19 protein-coding genes are annotated in these 15,600 nt (G+C 64.6%); 11 read left to right on the top strand and 8 right to left on the bottom strand.

Features of this window, described 5'->3' with window-relative positions; translation table 11 throughout:
• The first annotated feature begins 95 nt into the window (after positions 1-95).
• From pdxJ to ACLFQI_RS05165, 4 genes are all read left to right on the top strand, one after another.
• Positions 96-863, top strand: a complete 768-nt coding sequence (pdxJ, locus tag ACLFQI_RS05180; RefSeq protein WP_410757812.1) for a pyridoxine 5'-phosphate synthase — start codon at positions 96-98, stop codon at positions 861-863.
• A 63-nt stretch (positions 864-926) separates the two neighbouring features.
• Positions 927-2,522, top strand: a complete 1,596-nt coding sequence (gene gpmI, locus ACLFQI_RS05175) for a 2,3-bisphosphoglycerate-independent phosphoglycerate mutase (RefSeq protein ID WP_410757811.1) — start codon at positions 927-929, stop codon at positions 2,520-2,522.
• A gap of 440 nt (positions 2,523-2,962) precedes the next feature.
• Entirely contained in the window at positions 2,963-4,198 is a 1,236-nt protein-coding gene (locus ACLFQI_RS05170; RefSeq protein WP_410757810.1) for a glucose-1-phosphate adenylyltransferase family protein, read from the top strand.
• 155 nt (positions 4,199-4,353) lie between these two features.
• Positions 4,354-4,995, top strand: coding sequence for an endonuclease III domain-containing protein (locus tag ACLFQI_RS05165; protein ID WP_410757813.1), 642 nt, complete (start codon positions 4,354-4,356; stop codon positions 4,993-4,995).
• Positions 4,996-5,007: 12 nt separating this feature from the next.
• Here the strand turns inward: ACLFQI_RS05165 and ACLFQI_RS05160 are convergent, their stop codons facing one another.
• The 3 genes from ACLFQI_RS05160 to ACLFQI_RS05150 form a co-directional block, all read right to left on the bottom strand.
• Positions 5,008-5,934: an isoaspartyl peptidase/L-asparaginase family protein gene (locus tag ACLFQI_RS05160; RefSeq protein ID WP_410757809.1), complete on the bottom strand. Its 927-nt coding sequence runs from the start codon at positions 5,932-5,934 to the stop codon at positions 5,008-5,010.
• 9 nt (positions 5,935-5,943) lie between these two features.
• Positions 5,944-7,101, bottom strand: coding sequence for an ATP-grasp domain-containing protein (locus ACLFQI_RS05155; protein WP_410757808.1), 1,158 nt, complete (start codon positions 7,099-7,101; stop codon positions 5,944-5,946).
• A 78-nt stretch (positions 7,102-7,179) separates the two neighbouring features.
• Complete coding sequence (locus tag ACLFQI_RS05150; protein WP_410757807.1) at positions 7,180-8,121, bottom strand: hypothetical protein; 942 nt, start codon at positions 8,119-8,121, stop codon at positions 7,180-7,182.
• A gap of 122 nt (positions 8,122-8,243) precedes the next feature.
• On the opposite strand from ACLFQI_RS05150, the gene ACLFQI_RS05145 reads away from it, so the two are divergent.
• The gene (locus ACLFQI_RS05145; protein ID WP_410757806.1) at positions 8,244-9,002 is read left to right on the top strand and encodes a lytic transglycosylase domain-containing protein; all 759 of its coding nucleotides are present in this window, start codon (positions 8,244-8,246) and stop codon (positions 9,000-9,002) included.
• A gap of 115 nt (positions 9,003-9,117) precedes the next feature.
• Here ACLFQI_RS05145 and ACLFQI_RS05140 read toward each other — a convergent pair whose 3' ends face one another.
• Both ACLFQI_RS05140 and hoxE read right to left on the bottom strand, forming a co-directional pair.
• Positions 9,118-10,743, bottom strand: a complete 1,626-nt coding sequence (locus ACLFQI_RS05140; protein ID WP_410757805.1) for an NADH-ubiquinone oxidoreductase-F iron-sulfur binding region domain-containing protein — start codon at positions 10,741-10,743, stop codon at positions 9,118-9,120.
• A complete protein-coding gene (gene hoxE / locus ACLFQI_RS05135; protein WP_410757804.1) occupies positions 10,740-11,234 on the bottom strand; it encodes a bidirectional hydrogenase complex protein HoxE in 495 nt (164 codons plus the stop codon). Before hoxE ends, ACLFQI_RS05140 begins: the two co-directional genes overlap by 4 nt.
• Positions 11,235-11,463: 229 nt before the next feature.
• On the opposite strand from hoxE, the gene pssA reads away from it, so the two are divergent.
• Positions 11,464-12,255, top strand: coding sequence for a CDP-diacylglycerol--serine O-phosphatidyltransferase (gene pssA / locus ACLFQI_RS05130; RefSeq protein ID WP_410757803.1), 792 nt, complete (start codon positions 11,464-11,466; stop codon positions 12,253-12,255).
• Positions 12,256-12,384: 129 nt separating this feature from the next.
• On the opposite strand, the gene hemP is transcribed toward pssA, so the two are convergent.
• Positions 12,385-12,570 (bottom strand): hemin uptake protein HemP, encoded by a 186-nt coding sequence (hemP, locus tag ACLFQI_RS05125; RefSeq protein ID WP_410757802.1) that lies wholly within the window; start codon positions 12,568-12,570, stop codon positions 12,385-12,387.
• A 112-nt stretch (positions 12,571-12,682) separates the two neighbouring features.
• Here hemP and ACLFQI_RS05120 point away from each other — a divergent pair, with 112 nt between their 5' ends.
• Positions 12,683-12,955, top strand: a complete 273-nt coding sequence (locus ACLFQI_RS05120; protein WP_410757801.1) for a DUF7008 domain-containing protein — start codon at positions 12,683-12,685, stop codon at positions 12,953-12,955.
• Positions 12,956-12,961: 6 nt separating this feature from the next.
• Here the strand turns inward: ACLFQI_RS05120 and ACLFQI_RS05115 are convergent, their stop codons facing one another.
• A complete protein-coding gene (locus ACLFQI_RS05115; RefSeq protein ID WP_410757800.1) occupies positions 12,962-13,255 on the bottom strand; it encodes a HigA family addiction module antitoxin in 294 nt (97 codons plus the stop codon).
• Positions 13,256-13,534, bottom strand: coding sequence for a type II toxin-antitoxin system RelE/ParE family toxin (locus tag ACLFQI_RS05110; protein ID WP_410757799.1), 279 nt, complete (start codon positions 13,532-13,534; stop codon positions 13,256-13,258). It abuts the gene before it with no gap.
• 83 nt (positions 13,535-13,617) lie between these two features.
• Here ACLFQI_RS05110 and ACLFQI_RS05105 point away from each other — a divergent pair, with 83 nt between their 5' ends.
• The 4 genes from ACLFQI_RS05105 to ACLFQI_RS05090 all read left to right on the top strand — a co-directional run.
• Positions 13,618-14,232: a Uma2 family endonuclease gene (locus tag ACLFQI_RS05105; protein ID WP_410757798.1), complete on the top strand. Its 615-nt coding sequence runs from the start codon at positions 13,618-13,620 to the stop codon at positions 14,230-14,232.
• Between the two features lie 22 nt (positions 14,233-14,254).
• Complete coding sequence (locus tag ACLFQI_RS05100; RefSeq protein ID WP_410757797.1) at positions 14,255-14,824, top strand: Uma2 family endonuclease; 570 nt, start codon at positions 14,255-14,257, stop codon at positions 14,822-14,824.
• Between the two features lie 81 nt (positions 14,825-14,905).
• The gene (locus ACLFQI_RS05095) at positions 14,906-15,079 is read left to right on the top strand and encodes a hypothetical protein (RefSeq protein WP_410757796.1); all 174 of its coding nucleotides are present in this window, start codon (positions 14,906-14,908) and stop codon (positions 15,077-15,079) included.
• On the top strand, positions 15,079-15,600 hold a 522-nt coding region (locus ACLFQI_RS05090; RefSeq protein WP_410757795.1), incomplete at its 3' end, for an FAD-dependent oxidoreductase. The genes ACLFQI_RS05095 and ACLFQI_RS05090, both read left to right, overlap by 1 nt.

Here is a 15,600-nt window from a genome sequence, read left to right as displayed (position 1 = left end):
CATGCATCCGTTCACCGCCCGGCGCTCCGCGGGCAACCCGTCCGCCCGTTCGTCATCCACCCGTCCGACTCCCATTGTCAACCACAGGAATCATCATGCCAGAGCCAACCGGGGCGCCGATCCTACTCGGCGTCAATATCGATCATATCGCCACCATTCGCGCTGCCCGCGGGACCCGTTACCCGGAACCGATCCAGGCCGCGCTCGTCGCCGAGCAGGCCGGCGCCGATGCCATCACCCTGCATCTGCGCGAGGACCGGCGCCATATCCAGGATCGCGATGTGCATCTGCTGAAGGGTATCCTGCAGACGCGCATGAATCTGGAGATGGCAGCGACCCCGGAGATGGTCGAAATCGCCTGCGCCCTGCATCCGAGCGACTGCTGCCTGGTGCCGGAGCGGCGCGAGGAACTGACCACCGAGGGCGGGCTCGATGTCGCCGGCCATCTTGAGATGCTCAAAGAGCAGACCGCGCGGCTCACTGAGGCCGGCGTGCGCGTGTCGCTGTTCATCGATGCGGAGACAGCGCAGTTGGAGGCCGCCGCCGAGATCGGTGCGCCGGTGGTCGAGATCCATACCGGTCGCTATGCCGACGCCCGTTCGTTATCGGCGCGCGCGCAGGAATTGCAGCGCATCGCCGATGCCGTGGCGCTGGGCCGGCAACTCGGGCTACAGGTCAACGCCGGACATGGGCTCGACTATGCGACGGTCGAGGCGATCGCGGCCCTGCCGGGCGTGCGCGAACTCAATATCGGCCATGCCATCGTCGCGCGCGCGCTGTTCTCGGGACTCGAGCGCGCGGTCGCGGAGATGAAACGCTTGATGGTGCAGGCGGCGCTGTTGCGCCAGCACGAGCGCGTGTAGTGGAAAAGGAACGTCTTTTGCTTCATCTTCCGAGACATCCATCAACCCAAGGTATTTTCGATCATGACCACCACCGCAGAGTCGGCAACCCCGAGACGCCCGGTCGTCCTGGTCATCCTCGATGGCTTCGGCATCAACCCAAGTAAGCTCCACAATGCCATCGCCCAGGCGAGGACGCCACGGCTCGACGAGTATTTCTTCCGTTATCCATTCACCCAACTCAACGCATCCGGTAGCGGCGTGGGGCTGCCGACCGGGCAGATGGGCAATTCCGAGGTCGGGCACATGACGCTCGGCAGCGGCAGTCTGCTGCGCCAGGATCTGGTGCTGATCGACGACGCGATCGCCGACGGCAGCTTCTTCGAGAATCCGGCCTTGCTCGCGGCGATCCATCGGGCCAAGGACAAGGGCCGCCCGTTGCAGCTGCTCGGGCTGGTCTCGGAGGGCGGCGTGCATAGCCACGCGCGCCACCTGCTGGCGCTGATCGAGTTGTGCCGGCGCGAGGGGGTGACCCCATTGGTGCATCTGATCGCCGATGGACGGGATACACCGCCGAAGTCGGTGCTCAACGGCCTCGGCGAGATCGAGGATGCGCTGGCCGGGGCGGGCGGGCGCATCGTCACCGTCAGCGGCCGCTACTATGCGATGGATCGGGATCGGCGCTTCGATCGCACCGAGCGCGCCTGGCGCGCCATCGTGCTCGGCAAGGGGCGCAGTGCCCGGAGCGCGCGCGCGGCGATCGATGCCGCCTATGCGGCCGGCGAGGGCGATGAGTTCATCCATCCCAGCGTGATCGGCGATTGGCCGGGGCTCGAGGCCGACGACCCCATGCTGCTGTTCAACTTCCGTAAGGATCGGCCACGGCAGATCGCCGCCGCGATCGCGTTGGACAGCTTCGATGGCTTCGATCGGGGGCAGGCGCCGCGCGCCGATCTGACCTGCATGATGGTCTACGACAAGCGCTTCGGCTTGCCGCATGCGTTCGATCCCGAGGTGCCCGAGATCACGCTGAATCAGGTGATCAGCGCCCAGGGCATCGAGCAGTTCCACTGCGCCGAGACCGAAAAGTACGCGCATGTGACCTTCTTCTTCAACGGTGGACGCGAGGAGCCGGTCGCCGGCGAGGTGCATCGATTGATTCCGTCCCCAATGGTCAAGACCTACGATCTCAAGCCCGAGATGAGCGCGCCGCAGGTCGCCGACGCCGTGGTCGAGGCGATCGAGGATGGGCGCTATGGCTTCCTCGTCGTCAACTTCGCCAACGGCGATATGGTCGGCCATACCGGCGATATGGAGGCCGTGGTGCGGGCGGTCGAGGTGGTTGACGAGCAGGCCGGTCGTGTGCTAGATGCAGCCACGGCGAATGGATATTCGGCGCTGCTGACCGCCGATCATGGCAATTGCGACATGATGCGGGATCCCGAGACCGACGCGCCGCATACCCAGCATACGACCAATCCGGTGCCCTTGCTGGTCGTCGACAAGGAGCGTTGGGTGCTGCGACCGAGCGGCACCCTAGCCGATGTGGCCCCGACCGTGCTTGAGCTGATGGGGCTGCCGCCGGCCGCTGCGATGTCCGGGCGCTCGCTGCTGTTCGAGGCCATGGTCCCGCAGCCGAATGTCGCCCTCGATCGGCTCGGGCTTGCGAGGACCGGCTAGGCCCAAGGCGATTGCCCAAGGCGATTGACGGCAATCGCCTAAGCCGCCCGCAATCGGGCTAGCCCCACGCTGGGGCGGTGTTTCCGCCCCAGCGTGGGGCGTCTGCCCGTCGGCCTGTGCCAGAATGATGCAGAGAAGCCGGCGCTGCCGATCGCTCGCCTCGCTTTCAGTCCACTGCCGATCAAGAGGTGTCGCCATGTCACCGCATCGCCGTGTGTTATTCGTCGTGCTCGGACTCGCAGGGGTTGCCTTGGCCTACAATGCCTTTCGGATTATCAACAGCGAGCCCCGTCCGGGCTGGCCTGATGCGCCGATGACCTGTTGCCGCCACGAGCCGCCGCCAGCCGGCGGGAGTTAGCCGCGAGGCTGGATCATCGCGTTGAGTCAGCGCGGTCGGGCCTGTCCATCGTCGTTGCTCCGTAAGACCCTGAGAACCGTCCATGCCTTCGAAGACACTCACCTTCGTCTTTGCCGCCGAGCGGGGCACGCCCAAGCCGCTGACCGAACAGCGTTGCAAGGCGGCGGTGCCGGTGGCCGGTAAGTATCGCGTGATCGATTTCACCCTGGCCAACTGTCTGCACTCGGGGCTGCGGCAGGTGTTGGTCCTGACCCAGTACAAATCGCACTCATTACACAAGCATCTGCGCGATGGCTGGTCGCTGTTCAACCCCGAGCTGGGCGAGTTCATCACCGCGGTACCGCCGCAGATGCGCGATGACAGCGGTTGGTATCGAAACGCGATGGACGCGTTGCGCCAGAACCGTTACCTGATCGAGCGCAGCCCGTCGGATAGCGTGTTGCTGCTCGATGGCGGCCTGGTCTATCGCATGGATTACGCGGAGCTGATCCGCTTTCACCGCGAGCAGGGCGGGGGCATCAGCTGCGCGCTGCGGCAGGCCGGACCCGGCACCGCCAGCGGCGGGATGGCGGTGACGGTCGACGCGGCGGAGCGGATCGTCGCCATGCGGCCAGCGCCGGAGACCGGCGAGGCCTACCTCTCGACCATGGGCGTGGTGCTGATCGACAAGGCCCTGCTGCTCGAACGGATCGAGACCCTGGCCGGGGTCGTCGAGTCCGGGACGGCAGCGGGGATGGAGTCGGGCGTCGACCTCGTGGCCCAGCTCCTGGCGCCGTTTCTCGACGGACGCCTGTTCACGCCGACCCCGCCTGTCGCCTATGGCTTCGGCGGTGAGCGCGGACGCGTCAGTCAAGATCGGTATTGGAGCGACCTCGGCTCCACCGACGCCTATTTTCGCGCCAATATGGACCTGCTCAAGGCCGACTCGCCCTTGGATCTCTATCAGGCCGACTGGAATATCCTGACCTATCAGGGGCAATATCCGCCGGCGCGCACCGTGCCTGGGCCAAGCTCTGGGAACGAGGGCATCTTCGTCAACTCGATGCTCGCCGCCGGAACCCTGATTCGCGGTGGCGGGGTCAGCCATTCGGTGCTCTATCCGCGGGTGGAGGTCGAGGACGGCGCGATCGTCGACGAGGCGATTTTGTTCGAGGGGGTTCGGGTGGGTGCCAATGCGCGTATCCGGCGCTGTATCTGTGACAAGGATGTGGTGATCCCGGCGGGGGTCAGCATCGGTGAGGATCGCCGCGCCGACGCCGAGCGCTTCGAGGTCTCGGAGGGGGGCATCGTGGTGATTCGCAAGGGGCAGACGTTCTGAGCCGGACGCGCGTGCCGGAGACCCGCCTCATCACGGCTGAGCGCGGCAACGGTGGCCAGGGCGATCCCGCGCTGGCTCCGGATCGCGATCGGGCTCAGGATCAGGGGCGGGCCCCCGATCTCGCCGAATCGCTCGCGGCGAGCGGCGATGAGGCGATCCGGGCACTTTACCAGCACCTCGCGGCGGCCTATGGGGAGCAACATTGGTGGCCCGCCGACACCGGCTTCGAGGTCATGGTCGGTGCCATCCTGACCCAAAACACCGCCTGGACCAATGTCGAGCGCGCCTTGGCGCGGTTGCAGGCGCGGATACGGCTCAGTCCAGAGGCGGTCCTAGGGCTTGCCGAGCCGGCGCTTGCGGAGCTGATCCGGCCCTGCGGCTATTACAACCTGAAGGCGCGGCGCTTGCGCGGTTTCTGCGCGGCGCTGATCGAGGCCGGCGGCGAGGCCGCGTTGGCGGCGATGCCCACCGAGCCGCTGCGGCGCTGGCTGTTGGGGATCAATGGCATCGGCCCCGAGACCGCCGACGATATCCTGCTCTATGCCTTCGAACGGCCGGTATTCGTGGTCGACGCCTATACCCGACGGCTGTTCCGCCGGCTCGGGACGATCGACGGGGACGCGGGCTATGAACAGATTCGTCAGCGGGTCGAGGCGGCGCTCGGGCCGGATGCGGCCTGCTTCAATGCCTATCACGCCTTGATCGTGCGCCACGCCAAGGCGGTCTGTCGCGCGCGCAAACCGGCCTGTGACCTCTGCGCCCTGCGCCGCCGCTGCCAGCAGCGCGGCGGTGACTGAGGCCCGCTCAGATCAGAAGCGGCAGATGGTCTCGCCGCCGTGCTCGATCCAGCCGTGGATCATCTTCTTGGTGGTCATGCCGCTGGCGCAGTGGCCGTCGCGATCGATGCAGATGAGGCCGCCGCGGCCCTGGAGTTTCCGGCTGAGGTAGGCGAGCCCGTCAGCGACCGCCGAGCGCGCGTCGCCGCCGCAGAGTTCGATCAGGTCGGCGACGGTCTTGGCGAACACGGTGCGCATGAAGTCTTCGCCGTAGCCGGTGGTGGAGACGGCACAGCTGGCATTGTCGGCATAGACGCCGGCGCCGATGATCGACGAATCGCCGACCCGGCCCATGCGCTTGTTGACGATGCCGCCGGTGGAGGTGGCGGCGGCCAGGTTGCCTTGGCGGTCGCGGGCGACGGCGCCGACGGTGCCGTATTTCTGCTCCTCGCCCTCGTCGTCGTGATCGAGCGTCATGCGCCCACGCAATCGCGCCTGCTCCAGCTGCTGGATGCGATCGGGGGTGAAGAAGTAGTGATCGGGCGTCAACCGCACCTGGCAATGCTTGGCGAACTGCAACGCGCCGTCGCCGATCAGCATCACATGCTCGCTGCCATCCATGATCAGTCGCGCCAGTTGCACCGGGTTGGCGATGTTACCGATGCCGGCAACGGCGCCGGCGGCGAGATCGCGCCCATCCATGATCGCGGCGTCCATCTCGACCTTGCCGTTCTCGTTCAGCACCGAGCCGCAACCGGCATTGAACAGGGGGTCGTCCTCCAGTTGCGAGGCGCAGCTCTCGACCGCCTCGACCGCGCTCGCGCCGCGCTCGAGGATGGCGCGCCCGTGCTCGAGGATGACGCGGATGCTCTCGAGGTAGCGCACGGCGGTGCGTTCATCGGCGACGTTGTCGAGCGCGCCGGCGCCGCCGTGGATCATCAGGGAATAGGTATCGGTCATGCTCTTTACTCAGAGGCGCTGGCTGAGGGCTTGCTCCAGTGCCTGTTGTCGCACCGGCTGAGCGGCGAGCAGCACCAGCAGCTTGCCGACCAACACCGGCCCCCAATTCACCAGGATAACCCCTTCGCCGCTGCTCGGGTCATATTCGAGACCGGTCAGGTCGATCTCGGCGAGGTTGCGATATTGGGTCGGGAAGGTGCGCGCCAGCCACTGCTCGATGCCGAGCTTGTGCGCGATCTTGGTCGGATAGGAGGCGCCATTCCAGCGCGGATTGCACTCGATCGCCAGGTGCTCGACGCCTGTGTCGCGCTCGACCACGGCGACATCGAAGGCGAAGACCCCTTGCATGCCCTGCTCGACGAGCCAGTCGGCCATGGGCTCGACGACCTCCCAGGGCGGGGCCGGCACCGGATGGCGGTTGCCCTGATGCACGCAGCCTTCGAGGATCTGCTCGGTCGCCGCGAACCGCTCTGCGCGGCCATCGACGGCCTCATACTGGAGATTGAGGAAGCGGTCGGTCCGTACCTCGGCCTGGATCTGGACCGGGATGTCGGGGGCGAAGGTCTCGATGGCGGTGCGCAGCGCCTCCCGATGCTCGCAGCGGTGGATGCCCACCCCCGAGACCGAGACCGCCGCCTTGAGATAGCAGGGGTAGGGCGCGGCCTCGAGATCGATGTCCGCGATCTGCCCGGCCGCCTCGAAGCAGAGGGTGCGCGGCACCGGCACGCCGAGATCATCGGCGAGGGCCATGAACCGATTCTTGGAGTTGATGTAATCGACGACGCGATACCAGCGTTCATCCGGGCGTTTGCGTTGCTCGGCGGCGCCGAAGTAGAACACCGAGGGCAGGTGCTGCGGATACGCGGCGAGCCGGCCGGGATCGATGTCCCAGATCACCTCGCTGCTGTGGCTGAGACCGATCCGCCGATAGTGGCCGCAGATCGCTGGCCATTGGGGCTCGAGGTCGGGATGCAGCTGGATCAGGTCGCCGGGATCGCTGACGCCGAGGGCGCGCCCGGAGTAGAGGTGATTGCCGAGCACCCCCTCCGCAGTGCAGCCCATGATATCGTGATTCAGAATCCTTGGCGCTCGAGCCGGCGCGATCATGCCGGCCAGATCGGCGGTCAAGGTTGGATTGCGAGCCGAGTCATTGATGCTGACACCCATAACGTCCATCCATCGAGTTGCTAGCGACTGAAAGACGTTGGGAATGAAGCAAACGCCAGGCCAATAGTCCGAGCGCGGTCAGCCAGGCGGTTCGGACTGCTGTTCCCGACGCAGCCGAGGCTCGATGAAGGCGCGTCGGAATTGATGGCAGGTATCGATCAGCTCGCGGCAACTCTTGGGCATGGGCGCGCGCGCGCGGACCATGTGGCTGACGAGATCGGTGCTGGATTTCAGGATGCGATTACCTTCCTGCGCCTCGTGCACCTCGGCCGCCGAGGGTGCCGGCGGCAGGTGGGGCTGGATGTTGCGCAGCCGATCGCTGGCGACGACGAAGGCAGGCCAGACATCGAAGATGGCCGGATCGGTGCGCAGGATCTCGCATTTGCGCTTGGCGGATTCGCTCAGCTCGGCCAGCAGCGGCGCGAGCCCGCTGACCTGGGTGCTGCCCTCGAACGTCGTGGTCAGCGTGGCGGTGATGCGGTCGACATCGCGCATGGTCATCGCGATCTTGAGGTAGCGGCTCTCATAGAAGGCCGAGATCGGCTGACTGAAGGCCTTGAACGGCTCGCCCCAGAGTTCGTCGATGCCCTCGTCGCCGCCGCGATGGCGCACCATGTGCCCGAGATCCAGGGCCTCGAGCAGATAGTCGCCGCATTCGCGCATCAGGGCGTCATCGGGCTCGATCTCGACGCCGTCGGCCTGCAACTCGACCAGCTTGGTGAAGATGGTCGCGGCGCGGTTGAACAGCGCGCCGGCGAGCATCGCGCCATTGACACGCTTGCGCTCGGGGTTGGTCTCGGCCTCATAGGCCGCGCGCGCCTCGGCCAGGCGGACGCCGGGGATGTTGATGCCGTGCTCGACGTGGTTGAACAGGCGCCGCGTCAAGGCCTCGATCAAGGCCTTCTTGGCTGTTAAGGTCTCCGGTGGCGGCTCATAGTGTTTGATCCAGTAGCCGTCGTAGTAGATACGGCGCTGGCCCTGCACCTCGGCGATGGTTCCGTTCGGGATCGTGTCGCTCATCGTGCTTTATCGTGTGCTGTGCGTGAGGGCCGGGGGTGGCTCGGTTGTGCGATGCTCGGTCATTGGCGGCTGGTGATGTCTTTTCTCATCATCCTTAAGAGGGTGTCGGAATGCGATGGTTAGTGTCCAATCTCATGCTCTTGCTCGTCATCGGCCTCGCGGCGACCGCTACCGTCGCCGATCTCGCGCAGGCCAAGGCGTTCACCGAGGACAGCGCGTCGTCGGCACCGCTGTTACCAACCCCGCCAAACGAGCCAGTGCCAAGCCGCGCGGCGCTCGAGGCCTTGGTCGAGCGCACCGCCAAACGGTACGGGGTCGAGGTCGATCTCGTCGACGCCGTGGTGATCGCGGAGTCTGGCTATGATCCCCATGCCGTGTCTCGCATGGGTGCGATCGGGTTGATGCAGGTCATGCCGGAGACGGCTGCCGATTACGGTGTCGACTCGATCGAGGCCTTGTTCGATCCGCAGACCAATGTTCGCACCGGCGTGCGCCACCTGAAACGGCTGCTCGGGCAGTTCGGCATCGGCAAGGCGGTGATGGCCTATAACGCCGGCGAGGGCGCGTTGAGCCGCCACAATGGCTTCGTCACCTATCCAGAGACGCAACGCTACACCTACCGGGTGCTGACGACCTATCTGCGCCGAAAAGGCATCGCCCCGCATTCGCCGGAAGCGCGTGCGCTGACCGGAATCAGCCTGACGCCGGCGATGGCCAAGGCAAGCGGTCCGGCTCGCGGTTCGCACCTGATTCGACCTCCTCGGCTGCGCTTGCGGATTCGCCCGACCCTGTCCGATCGCGCCTTGGATCCCGGGCTGCATAGCAGTGGACCGAACAGCCAGCCCATGTTCAAGCTGCAGCCGCCCCGGCCCATCGACTAGGATCGGCACGGGCCGGCCGGCACGGGCAGACCAGCGGCGGGCTGCTCGGCTCATGCCCCCCAGCGGATCGATCAGCGGATCAATCAGCGGATCAATCAGCGGATCAATCAGCGGATCAGCCGCCGGCGAGTTTATCCTCGTACTCGTCGCGGAAATAGCGCAGCGTGCTCATGACCGGATTCGGCGCGCTTTGGCCGAGTCCGCACAGGCTGGTGGCCCGCACCACCTCGCAGAGTTCCTCGAGCAGCGCTAGATCGTCGCGCGTGGCATTGGACTTGGCGATCTTGTCCAGCAAAGCGTGCATCTGCTGGGTGCCGGTGCGACAGGGCACGCATTTGCCGCAGGACTCGTCCATGCAGAACTCCATGAAGAAGCGCGCGACATCGACCATGTTCGAGGTCTCGTCCATGATGATCATGCCGCCCGAGCCCATCATGGTGCCGAGCGTCTTGAGGCTGTCGTAATCGACGCCGATGTCGAGGTGCTCGGCCGGCACGCAGCCGCCCGAGGGGCCGCCGGTCTGCACCGCCTTGAAGGCCTTGCCGTCTGGAATACCGCCGCCGATGACCTCGATGATGTCGCGCAGGCTAGTGCCCATGTCAACCTCGATCAATCCCCCATTAACAATGTTTCCAGCGAGTGCAAAGACCTTGGTCCCTTTGGAGCGCTCGGTGCCGATGCCGGCGAACCAGTCGCCGCCCTCGCGGATGATGGGGGCGATGTTGGCGTAGGTCTCAACGTTATTGATCAAGGTCGGTAGGCCGAACAGGCCGGACTCGGCTGGATAGGGTGGGCGTGGGTGCGGGTGACCGCGACCGCCCTCGATCGATGCCATGAGTGCGGTCTCTTCGCCGCAGACGAAGGCGCCCGCGCCGAGCCGGATCTCAATGTCGAAATTGAATTGGGTATCACAGATATGATGTCCGAGAAAGCCTTGGCGCTTGGCCTTGCGAATCGCCGTCTTCAGGCGCTCTACCGCGAGTGGATATTCGGCGCGGATGTAGATGTATCCCTTGTTGGCGCCTACGGCGTAAGCGGCGATCGCCATGCCTTCAAGAACGCGATGAGGATCAGACTCCAGGATCGCGCGGTCCATGAAGGCGCCTGGATCACCCTCGTCAGCATTGCAGATCACGTATTTCTGCTCGCCTGGCATCTTGGCGACGGTGGACCATTTGAGACCAGTGGGATAGCCACCGCCCCCGCGACCGCGCAGGCCACTGGTGGTGATCTCGGCAATAACCTCAGTCGGTGTCATCTCGGTGAGTGCCTGCACCATAGGGCCATAGCCGCCGATGGCAACATAGCCCTTGAAGCTGTCGGGATCGATGACGCCCGAGTTTTCTCGCACGATCCACCTCTGTCGGGTGAAGAAGGGTTGATCGTTCGGGCACATCAACCGCTCGACGGGCTGTGCTGGTTGCTCAACAGTGGCGCTAGCCATTATCTCTGTGGTGTCGTCCAAACCGACTTCCTTGTAGATTGTCGACTCACGCAAGTCTGCCCCGGGCTCAGCGACTGCTACCATCGGTCCCATTGAGCAAAGGCCCATACAGCCGACGCCCTTGACGGCGCACTGTTCTAGGCCCTGATCTTTTTGTGCCTGTTTCAGTGCAGCGATCAATTCTTCGGCGCCAGCCGAGTGGCAAGCGGTGGCCACACAGACGCGCACCTCGCGCCTTACCGCGCTAGTTTCTTCCCGAAACCCACGTGCGATTTCCTCTAAGTCATCCAGGTTCATTCGGCAATCTCCTGCTCAATGCGTTGAACCAGCTGCTCAGTGTCGAGCTTCCCAATGAGGCTGCCATCGATAACGATGGCCGGCGCCAGACCGCAGGCGCCCACGCAACGTGCCGTCATCACCGAGAGCGATTTATCCGCGGTGGTCTCGCCGGGGTTGACGCCGAAACGCTGCTCGATGCCTTCAATCAAGGCTCCGGCCCCTTTGATATAGCAGGCGGTGCCGGTGCAGACCACGCAGGTGTGCCGCCCTTGTGGCTTGAGCATGAACAGGTGGTAGAAGGTGGCCACCCCGTAGACCTTGCTCAGCGGCAGATCCAGCGAGTCGGCGACGAAGGTCATGGCCTCGGTGTCGAGGAAGCCGAAGGCATCCTGCACACTGTGGAGGGCCTCGATCAGCGCATGCTCGGCATAGCCATTGCGCCGCATGGTGGCGTTGACCAGCTTCCAGCGCTTGTCGCTGCTAGGTAGGTCGGGTCGTTGTCTTTGCATCGTTGGCCCCTTTGTTGATGCCCGCAAGTGGACCTCGGCCAGGTTGGCTTAAGGCATGGCCGCAAGATGGCTGCAGCCGGCTCGATTCTCCGCCATTAGAACCCGTCTTGCTGCCCGGCTCCAAGCGCGGAATCCGAAACCGCTGATACCCTTCAATTATGCAAGGGGAAACGTCTATACTGGCCCCGATCCCAGTGCGGCCGCCGGGCCCCAGCAAGAGCCGAACCTTATGGCTGATTCCGACTCCGACCCGATCGATCGATCTGCGGCCGCGTCCCCCGCCGACCGACATCGTGGCATCTACCTGCTGCCGAATCTGTTCACCACAGCGGCGCTGTTCGCGGGATTCTACGCCGTCCTCTCCGCCAATGCAGGGCTGTTCGAGGCCGCGGCTCTAGGCATCTTCGCGGCGATGGTGCTCGACGGTTTCGATGGCCGCATCGCGCGCATCACCCACACCCAAAGCGATTTCGGCGCCGAGTACGACAGTCTCTCGGATATGGTGGCGTTTGGCGTGGCGCCAGCGCTGGTCGCCTATGAATGGGCGCTGTCCGGGCTCGGTAAGCTCGGCTGGCTAGCGGCCTTTATCTATACGGCGGCCGCCGCCCTGCGATTGGCGCGGTTCAATACGCAGGTCGGGATCGCCGACAAGCGGTGGTTCCAGGGGCTGCCGAGTCCGGCCGCCGCGGCGATCATTGCCGGCGCGGTCTGGATCGGCACCGATAACGGCATCAGCGGCGCCAGCGTCAGCCTGCTCATCGCGTTGCTCACGACCTGCGGCGGCTTGCTCATGGTGAGCAACTTCCGTTACCACAGCTTCAAGGTGCTGGACCTGCAGGGGCGGGTGCCCTTCATGTTCGTCGTGCTGCTGATGCTTGGATTCGCGCTGGTGGTCCTCGACCCGCCGGTGCTGCTGTTCCTGATGGCCTTCAGCTACGCGATCTCCGGGCCGATCTTCACGTTCGTCCGGCGGCGTCAGCGCTTGAGCGAGGGGCGGCGGCGGCGCGGCCGTTTGGGCTAGAGCGTTCTGTTTGCGGCCGACGCCGCAGCACACCGCCGGCTCGATGACGGCGGCGGTTTGGGAGGTCGCCAGGCCTTGCCGGGGCAAGCCCGCCGCGAGGAGCGGGGGTTGCCCCCGGTGGCTCGGTGGCTATTTGACGAGGATCAGCTTGTCATTGCGGGTCAGCAGCAGGGTGTAGCAGGCCTCGCCGTGCTCGATCACCACCCGCCGCGCTCCTTGCAACAGTTGATCGCTCTGCAGACGGCGTTCTTGCGCCGCGGCCGTGTTGGCGCGGATGACCTTGTCGGGAGACGGGATGGGCGTGCGTGGGCTCATGATCACCTCCGGTTGGATGCGGCACTGTCGGTGGCTTGCCGACAGCGGTATGACGTTACGCAATCACTCGAGATGCTAGCTCGCCGCGCCCGGTTTTGCAATAAAAATGAGATTGAATAGCATTAAATCGCAACGCTTACCCAACAAGCGTCTCGGGCGCGGGGCCAGCTCGGTCGCCTTCCAGCTCAAGCCGCTGCTGGTCGCGCTCGATGAGCTGATGCCCTGGCTCAAGCAATGGCACAACGCCCTCGATCCCGAGTTCGGCGAGCGGCTCGGCGACTATTACGAGGGCTTCCTGCTCGAAGAGCTGCGCCAGTTGGAGCTGGCGCGCGACGAGCGGCTGGCCTGGAAGCCAGCGGCGGCGCGGCGGGGACGCGGGCGGTGAAGCGGCTCAAGCAACGTGAAGCTCAATCTTTTGCACAGCATCGAGATCAACCGAGTTCCTGGCCTGCCAAAGGTCGAACTGGTTTTGCATGGCTAGCCAGCTTTCCGGGCTGCGGCCGAGGGCTTTTGAGAGCCGAAGGGCCATTTCAGAGCTGATGCCGCTGCTGCCCTTCAGCACCCGATTCAATGTGGATGGCGATACACCAAGGTTTGCCGCAAGCTGCCTTCCCGTCAGCTCGAACGGCTCCAGGTAGACCTCGCGAATAAACTCACCGGGATGCGGGGGACTGTGCATCGTCATCTAGTGATAATCCTCATAATCAAGTACATAGGCATGGCTCTCCCGAAACTCGAAGGTGACGCGCCAGTTCCCGTTCACCCAGATCGACCAGCGGCCTTGGTCGGGACCTTTCAACGAATGGAGCTTGAAGCCTGGGATGTCCATGTCGTCGATGCAGGTCGCTGTGATCAAAGCGGCAAGTTGCAGTCTCAAGCGTCTGGCATGATGGGGCTGGATTCCTGAGGACGACCCGGACTCATAGAACCGCCGGAGCCCCTTGTGTCTGAACGACTTGATCATGGGGCCAACTTAGCACGTTGCGCAACGCGCAACAAATGATGATCCTAAGCCACAGGCGCTCAAGCGATCGGAGGGTCGAGGGCATGCAGACACAAACGGTACCTGGCTATCGTTTCGAGGATTATCTGGCGATCGAGCGCGAGGCGATCGACGCCAAGCACGAGTATGTGGCTGGCGAGGTCTTCGCCATGACTGGCGGAAGCTATGAGCACAGTCTGATTGCCGCCAATATCACTGGCGAGCTACGACAGCAGCTCAAAGGCGGCACCTGCAGCGTGCTCACCAGCGACATGCGTATCCGCATCGAGGCCGCTGATGTCTGCGCCTACCCGGACGTCAGCGTGCTCTGCGGCGAGCCGGTCTTCCATGACGCGCGCCGCGATGTACTGACCAATCCGACGCTCATCGCCGAGGTGCTCTCGCCTGCGACCGAGGCCGATGACCGCGGCGGCAAGTTCGCGCACTATCGGCGCCTGCCGAGCCTGCGTCATTATCTGCTGATTGCCCAAGACCAGGTCTCGGTGGATGTCTTTACACGTCTGCCGGATGGGCGCTGGATGCTCGACGCCTATGATGACCTGGACGCAGAGATTCCGCTGGACGCATTGGGGGTGCAACTTTCAGTGCGGGATCTCTATGATCGGGTTCTGTTTGAATCAGACGATCCTGCGGATCAACCCCCTGCGGATCAACCCTGAGTCGTCGAGGAGGACTCATCGGATGTACGCCCAACAAGATTCACCGAGGCTCAGTGTCGAGGCCTATCTCGCCGGCGAGGAGGGCAGCGAGCTGCGCCATGAGTATATCGACGGTCAGCTCTACGCGATGACCGGCGCAAGCGATCGGCATGGCTTGATCGTCTCCAATCTGGTCGCGGGGCTTCGGCCTCTGATCCGTGGTCGCGGCTGTCAGCTCTTTGCCAATGACATGAAGGTGCGTCTGCGGATCGCCGGACAGGACATTTTCTATTACCCGGATCTGCTGCTGAGTTGCGCTGCAGACGATCGCGAGGCCTACTTTCGAACCAAGCCCTGCGTGATTGTCGAGGTCTTGTCCGAATCGACCGAGCGGATCGATCGGCGCGAGAAGTTCCTGGCCTATACGACCCTGCCGAGCTTGCAGGATTATCTGCTGGTGAGCCAGACGCGGCGCGAGGTCTGGCACTACCGCCGCTCGCAGGATTGGGCCGCCGAGGTGCTGAGCGATGGCGAACTCAGGCTTGACTGTCTGGGTATCGGCTTACCGCTCGATCTGATCTATGAAGAGATCGAGGCGCTTCAGGCAACCTGAAGCTCAATCGTTTTGTGCCGCGGCGAGATTGACCGCTGATCAAACTGCGCGAGAAGTCCCGTTTCTGAAGGGGCAGGGAGGGTGTCAACGCTGCACGGCAGCTTCGGCACCGGTAAGTCGCACTTCATGGCGGTGCTGAACCTGCTGGTGCAAGGCAACGCCCAGGCCAGGGCGATCCCGGAGCTGGCCCCTTCGGTGGCCAGGCACAGCGACTGGATGCAGCGCCGCAACATCCTGCTGGTGCCGTATCGATAATGCGTGTGTTACAAAAGTTGAAGCCCTGTCAAACGCACCTGCCGCCGGAGGTGCTCGTCGTCGGCGGCGGCACCGCCGCGCTCTGCGCCGCGATCTCGGCGCGCCGGGCCGGCGCCTCGGTGTTGCTGCTGGAACGCGCGCCGGCGGGCGAGCGCGGCGGCAATACCCGCCATTCGCGCAACTTCCGCTATGTGCATGAGGGGCCGTCACCGTTCTCGGCCGGGCCTTATCCGGAGACCGAGTTCCGTCGCGATCTGGCCCGTGTCGCCGGCAGCGATCAGGATCCGGCGCTGTTGCGCCTGCTGATCGAGCGCTCGCGCGATCTGCCCGACTGGCTCGCGAGTCTCGGCGTGCCGTTGCAGCCGGTGGCGGGCGGCGGACTGCCGCACTCGCGCAAGACCGCCTTTCTGCTCGGCGGCGGCAAGACCCTGCTCAATGCGCTCTACGCAGCCGCCGAGCGGCTCGGCGTGGCGATCCGCTATGGGGCCAGTGTCGAGGCCATTCGGTTCGATGAGCCGTCT

Origin of the sequence: Halochromatium sp. (genome assembly GCF_046541315.1) — a bacterium.
Lineage (GTDB): Bacteria > Pseudomonadota > Gammaproteobacteria > Chromatiales > Chromatiaceae > Lamprobacter.
This window is presented reverse-complemented; position numbering and strand designations above follow the sequence as displayed.

Bases quoted from the DNA above. Each gene is read 5' to 3' on its own strand.
- gpmI (WP_410757811.1), top strand. From the start codon at position 927: ATGACCACCACCGCAGAGTCGGCAACCCCGAGACGCCCGGTCGTCCTG.
- hoxE (WP_410757804.1), bottom strand. From the start codon at position 11,234: ATGCAAAGACAACGACCCGACCTACCTAGCAGCGACAAGCGCTGGAAG.
- ACLFQI_RS05100 (WP_410757797.1), top strand. From the start codon at position 14,255: ATGTACGCCCAACAAGATTCACCGAGGCTCAGTGTCGAGGCCTATCTC.
- ACLFQI_RS05115 (WP_410757800.1), bottom strand. From the start codon at position 13,255: ATGACGATGCACAGTCCCCCGCATCCCGGTGAGTTTATTCGCGAGGTC.
- ACLFQI_RS05105 (WP_410757798.1), top strand. From the start codon at position 13,618: ATGCAGACACAAACGGTACCTGGCTATCGTTTCGAGGATTATCTGGCG.
- ACLFQI_RS05150 (WP_410757807.1), bottom strand. From the start codon at position 8,121: ATGAGCGACACGATCCCGAACGGAACCATCGCCGAGGTGCAGGGCCAG.
- ACLFQI_RS05140 (WP_410757805.1), bottom strand. From the start codon at position 10,743: ATGAACCTGGATGACTTAGAGGAAATCGCACGTGGGTTTCGGGAAGAA.
- ACLFQI_RS05170 (WP_410757810.1), top strand. From the start codon at position 2,963: ATGCCTTCGAAGACACTCACCTTCGTCTTTGCCGCCGAGCGGGGCACG.
- ACLFQI_RS05160 (WP_410757809.1), bottom strand. From the start codon at position 5,934: ATGACCGATACCTATTCCCTGATGATCCACGGCGGCGCCGGCGCGCTC.
- hemP (WP_410757802.1), bottom strand. From the start codon at position 12,570: ATGAGCCCACGCACGCCCATCCCGTCTCCCGACAAGGTCATCCGCGCC.
- pdxJ (WP_410757812.1), top strand. From the start codon at position 96: ATGCCAGAGCCAACCGGGGCGCCGATCCTACTCGGCGTCAATATCGAT.
- pssA (WP_410757803.1), top strand. From the start codon at position 11,464: ATGGCTGATTCCGACTCCGACCCGATCGATCGATCTGCGGCCGCGTCC.
- ACLFQI_RS05155 (WP_410757808.1), bottom strand. From the start codon at position 7,101: ATGGGTGTCAGCATCAATGACTCGGCTCGCAATCCAACCTTGACCGCC.
- ACLFQI_RS05110 (WP_410757799.1), bottom strand. From the start codon at position 13,534: ATGATCAAGTCGTTCAGACACAAGGGGCTCCGGCGGTTCTATGAGTCC.